Annotated in this window: 6 protein-coding genes; all 6 read right to left on the bottom strand. The window is 74.6% G+C overall.

Going from position 1 to position 4967, the window contains the following annotated elements:
* Positions 1–129: 129 nt before the first annotated feature.
* Positions 130–1038 (bottom strand): 4-(cytidine 5'-diphospho)-2-C-methyl-D-erythritol kinase, encoded by a 909-nt coding sequence (locus tag ACFTXQ_RS36380; protein ID WP_382649901.1) that lies wholly within the window; start codon positions 1036–1038, stop codon positions 130–132.
* A complete protein-coding gene (rsmA, locus tag ACFTXQ_RS36385) occupies positions 1035–1937 on the bottom strand; it encodes a 16S rRNA (adenine(1518)-N(6)/adenine(1519)-N(6))-dimethyltransferase RsmA (protein ID WP_382649903.1) in 903 nt (300 codons plus the stop codon). Before rsmA ends, ACFTXQ_RS36380 begins: the two co-directional genes overlap by 4 nt.
* Before the next feature lie 12 nt (positions 1938–1949).
* On the bottom strand, positions 1950–2759 hold the full coding sequence (locus ACFTXQ_RS36390) for a zinc ribbon domain-containing protein (RefSeq protein WP_382649906.1): 810 nt from the start codon (positions 2757–2759) through the stop codon (positions 1950–1952).
* Between the two features lie 72 nt (positions 2760–2831).
* A complete protein-coding gene (locus tag ACFTXQ_RS36395; RefSeq protein WP_382649909.1) occupies positions 2832–2987 on the bottom strand; it encodes a hypothetical protein in 156 nt (51 codons plus the stop codon).
* Positions 2984–3607 (bottom strand): hypothetical protein, encoded by a 624-nt coding sequence (locus ACFTXQ_RS36400; protein ID WP_382649911.1) that lies wholly within the window; start codon positions 3605–3607, stop codon positions 2984–2986. The genes ACFTXQ_RS36395 and ACFTXQ_RS36400 overlap by 4 nt, the downstream gene beginning before the upstream one ends.
* 102 nt (positions 3608–3709) lie before the next feature.
* Positions 3710–4967, bottom strand: a 1258-nt coding sequence (locus ACFTXQ_RS36405) for a ubiquitin-like domain-containing protein (RefSeq protein ID WP_382649914.1), incomplete at its 5' end; no start/stop codon positions are given.

Raw genomic sequence — 4967 nt, forward strand, 5'->3', positions numbered from 1 at the left:
AGCCAAAATCCAGCCCCGCCGGCGTTTGAGGCGCGGGGGTCCGGGGGCTGGCCCCCGGCAGCGGACCCGCAGACACACATCAGCCTCGCCGGCGTTTGAGGCGCGGGGGGCGGGGCGGGGGCCCGGGGGTCAGGTTGGGAGGGGCGTGGCTCCGGGGGCGGGGGAGGATGCCACGCGAGTGGCCCGGCACGTGCCCGAGGCGTCGAGCGCCGCCGCGACCTTCGCCGCCGATTCGGGGTCCCGGACCAGGAAGGCCGTCGTGGGCCCGGAGCCGGAGACGAGCGCGGCCAGCGCACCGGCGTCCGTGCCGGCGGCAAGGGTGGCGGCCAGCGACGGCCGCAGCGACAGCGCCGCCGCCTGGAGGTCGTTGGCCAGGACACCGGCCAGCGCGTCCGGGTCACCCGAGGCCAGGGCCGCGAGCAGGGCCGGCGAGGCCTCCGGCTCCGGGATGCGCGTACCGGCCGTGAGGCGGTCGAACTCCCGGAAGACGGCCGGGGTCGACAGCCCGCCGTCGGCCACCGCGAACACCCAGTGGAACGCCCCGGCCTCCACCGGGGTCAGCAGCTCGCCGCGGCCGGTGCCGAGCGCCGCGCCGCCGACGAGGCTGAAGGGCACGTCGCTGCCCAGCTCCGCGCAGATGTCGAGCAGTTCGGCGCGCGGTGTGTCCAGGCCCCACAGGACGTCGCAGGCCAGCAGGGCGGCGGCCCCGTCCGCGCTGCCGCCCGCCATGCCGCCCGCGACCGGGATGTTCTTCGCGATGTGGAGGTGGACGGCGGGGGCGATGCCGGCCCGCGCGGCCAGGATCTCGGCGGCGCGCGCCGCGAGGTTGGTGCGGTCCAGGGGCACCTGGTCGGCGTCCGGGCCCGTGCAGGTCACCTTCAGCTCGTCGGCGGCGGTGGCCGTGACCTCGTCGAAGAGGGAGACGGCGAGGAAGACGTTGGCCAGGTCGTGGAAGCCGTCGGGGCGGGCCGCGCCCACCGCCAGCTGCACGTTGACCTTCGCGGGGACCCGTACGGTCACATGCGTACGCTCGCTCACAGCGCGGGCCTCTCCGCCTGGGGCTTGTGCTCGGCGATCGCGGCGAACTCCTCCACCGTCAGCGACTCGCCGCGCGCCTGCGGCGAGACGCCCGCGGCGACGAGCGCCGCCTCGGCGCCCGCCGGCGATCCGGCCCAGCCGGCCAGCGCGGCGCGCAGCGTCTTGCGGCGCTGGGCGAAGGCGGCGTCGACGACCGCGAAGACCTCGGCCTTCGAGGCGGTGGTCTTGATCGGCTCGGTCCGGCGGACCAGCGAGACGAGCCCGGAGTCGACGTTCGGCGCGGGCCAGAACACCTTGCGGCCGATGGCCCCGGCGCGCTTGACGTGCGCGTACCAGTTGGCCTTGACGGAGGGGACCCCGTAGACCTTGTTGCCCGGCTCGGCGGCGAGCCGGTCGGCGACCTCGGCCTGCACCATCACCAGGGTCCGTTCGATGGTGGGGAACCGGTCGAGCATGGTCAGCAGCACCGGCACGGCCACGTTGTAGGGCAGGTTCGCGACGAGCGCGGTCGGCGCCGGCCCGGGCAGCTCGGTGACCAGCATCGCGTCGGAGTGGACGAGCGCGAAGCGGTCCTTGCGCTCGGGCATCCGGGCTTCGATGGTGGCGGGCAGCGCCGCGGCGAGGATGTCGTCGATCTCGACGGCGGTGACCCGGTCCGCGGCCTCCAGCAGGGCGAGCGTCAGCGAGCCCAGCCCGGGCCCGACCTCGACGACCACGTCGTCGGGGCGCACCTCGGCGGTGCGCACGATGCGGCGCACCGTGTTGGCGTCGATGACGAAGTTCTGGCCCTTCTGCTTCGTCGGCCGCACGCCGAGCGCGGCGGCCAGCTCCCGGACGTCGGCCGGCCCGAGGAGGGCGTCGGAAGGGTTCTCGTTGGGCTGCTGCTCTGCGGTGCTCACCGGTAAAGCGTCTCAGATCGGCTGGGTGATCCCGAGCCGGACCGGCTGTCCGGGCTCGGGACGGGTTCCCATCGTGGTGGGGTGGCGTGGGCGTGCAGGTGGAAGCCCGCACCCAACGCCGCCCCTCGAGGGCTGTGCCTGCGCGTGGGATGGCCGATCGCCGTCACGCCCTGGTACCGGCGGGCTGCGCGGGGCAGCCGTCTCGGGTCCGTGTGAGCGTGCCCCTCCGGACGCTGTCCGGCGGGGCCGCTGGCCCGGGCCGGGGAGGGTGTCCCGGCCGGTTTGCGGAGCGGTGGGTGTGATGATGGCGCGTGCTTCGAGCCGATCGACGGTTGCGCGGATGGCCATGGTCGCGGTGGTGCGGTCCATGGCGGTGGTGGCCTGGTGGGTCAGTCCGCGTGCGGCAACGCGTTTCCACGCGCCCTCGTCCCGGTCGCCCTGCCAGCCACAGCCTGGGCACATGGACCACTTCCAGCCCGGGGTGGTCGGCCGGTCGGGGGCTTTGCGGTGCCGGAGTGGGGTGAGGCAGTTCGGGCAGCGCTTCGAGGTATTGCGTGCGGGCACGGTGACCACGGCGATGCCCGCCTCGGCAGCGAGGTGGCGCATGCGGTCGACGATCCGACCGCGCACCGTCTGGGACATGCGCGTGTTGTGGGTACGGCCCATGCCCCGCGCTTCCATCGACCGCAGGTCTTCGAGGTAGACGACGCTCGCCCCGGCGGCGATGGCCTGATCGACGGCCCAACGGGCGGCCGCCCACGCCAGGGCACTGTTCAGGTGGGAGCGACGGGCCGAAACGCGCCGGATCTCGTCGCGGATCACGGCTTGTCTGACATCGAGCGGAGCGTGGGGATCGAGGCGACGCCGTGTGCGGCCTTGGGTGATCCGCTGGTACTACTCGGCCTTGGCGTGCAGCTTCTCGGTGTGTCGGCGGAGACGGTGCAGTTTGGCCAGGACACCTGCGGCCCGGAACTGCCCACCGGTACCGAGGGCGGTGATCCGCCCGTCACCGTGGAGGCGGGCCGCACCGGCCGAGAGGAGCGTGTTCACTCCCCAGTCGACGCCGAGCGCAACGGTGTGCCCGGTGCCGGCGGCTTTCGGGACGGCGTGGCTGTAGGCGAGATCGGCAGATGGATCACCGCACCGGCCGGAACGGTCGGGGGCAGGCCGACCGGGCAGGCGACCCACGTCCAGTTGCGGTAGCCGGTCGGATCGGGACGGGTGGGCAGTTGGATCCGCAGCAGCACGCGCCGAGGATCGGCCCCGCTGCGTTCGATGGTGGCCTGCTGCCCGTCGCACGCTGCGAGGAGCAGCAGGCGTGCCGCCCGCGGTGGGCTCTCCAGTTCGCACAGATCGGCGGGGAGCCGGCCCTCGGCCTTCAGGAAGGCGGCGATCTGCCGGGTGCGGCTCTTGATGACGCAAGAAGGAACGTGCTGCCCGCCGGGGACCGCGGCACGCACCTTTACCCATTCCTCCTCCGTGCGCCTGGCAGGGTCGACGGGCCACGACCCGAGGACGCCTGCGGCCAGCTCGGCCCGCCGGTCCACATCGGCTGGCCTCCAGTGGGCGACCAGCAGATCGGTGACCATGTCCGCCACCAAGGTGGACGCCCAGCCGACGCGCTCCGCGAGCAAGGAAGCGGACAGAAGCTCACCGGTCTTCTCGTCCACACCTGTCCGCAGCGGGCCGCGGGCACAAGCGGTCCGGGTGTTCTCGCCCGCGGCGAGCGGCACCTTCCGACTCGGCTTCCGCCCGCTGCTCACCGGCCGGTGCTACCGGTAGAGCCTACGGCCGCAGTGGGGCCAGGGACTCGCCCCCCGCTGCACGTAGAGCTTCTTCGCCCGGTACGTCTGTTCCGGGCCCGGGGCGTCCTGGGGGCGGCCGCTGCCGCCGAGGGCCTGCCAGGTGCGGACGTCGAACTGGTAGAGGCCGCCGTAGGTGCCCGAGGCGTCGGTGGCGCCGGGGCGGCCGCCGGACTCGCACTGGGCGAGGGCGCCCCAGTCGAGGCCGTCGGCGCCGGCGACGGAGGTCGGCAGCGGTTTCGTGCCGACCTTGACGAGCTGGGTGACGGGTTCGCGGACGACCTCCTCCGCGATCTGGCGGGGCTTTTGGCGGACGCCGTTGACGGTGCGGAGGCTGTAGGTGACCCGGCGCGCGCCCGGGCGGCCGGCGCGCTCGACGACCTCGGTGCCGGTGAAGAGGGTGTCGTCCTCGGCCTTCTCGGTCTCGTACGGGATGCGCTCCTCGCGGACCTCGCGGGTGCCGGTGATGCGGAGCACGGTGACGGTCTGGCCGTCGCGGGGGAAGGAGGCGGGGGGTACGGAGGTGGTGTCCTGGCCGTGGAGGGTGATGCCGGCCTGGTCGAGGGCTTCCTGGACGGTGGCGGCGTTGGTGCGGATGGTGCGTTCGCGGCCGTCGGCCATGAAGGTGACGCTGCGTTCGGTACGGACGCTGAGGGCGAGGCCGGTGCGGGGCACCGGGGCGGTGCGGGGGGCGGAGAGGTAGGCGCCCTCGGCGCGGATGCCGAACTGGCGCAGGGCGCCCTCGACGGTGCGGGCGGTGGTCCACACCTCGCGCCGACGGCCGTCGAGGGTGAGGTGGAGGGGGCGGCCGTAGCGGACGACGATCTCCTCGCCGTCGTCGAGGGGTTCGCCGGGGGCGGGGGCGACGAGGTCGTGCGGCCCGACGCCGAGGCCTTCGGCGGCCAGCAGTTCACCCACGTCGTCGGCGAAGGTGTGGAGGTTCTGCGGGACCCCGTCGACGGTGAGGCGCACGGACTTGTCGGCGGCGACGAAGGCGGTGGTGCCGCCGGCGAGGAACGCGACGACGAGGGCCTGCGGTACGAGGCGCCGCCAGTTCCCCGTCGGGGACTCCGCGGGGGTGGCGGTGCGGGCGCGACGGCCTGCCGGGGGCTCGTCGGTCGTGGTGTCCCGGCCCCGACGGCCCGACCCGGGGGCGGCGGCCCGGCGGCGGCCCGAGCCCGGGGCCGGGGCCGGAGCCGGGACCGGGGGCGCTTCCGGGGCCTCGGAC

Source organism: Streptomyces sp. NPDC057010, from assembly GCF_042673805.1.
Classification (GTDB): domain Bacteria; phylum Actinomycetota; class Actinomycetes; order Streptomycetales; family Streptomycetaceae; genus Streptomyces.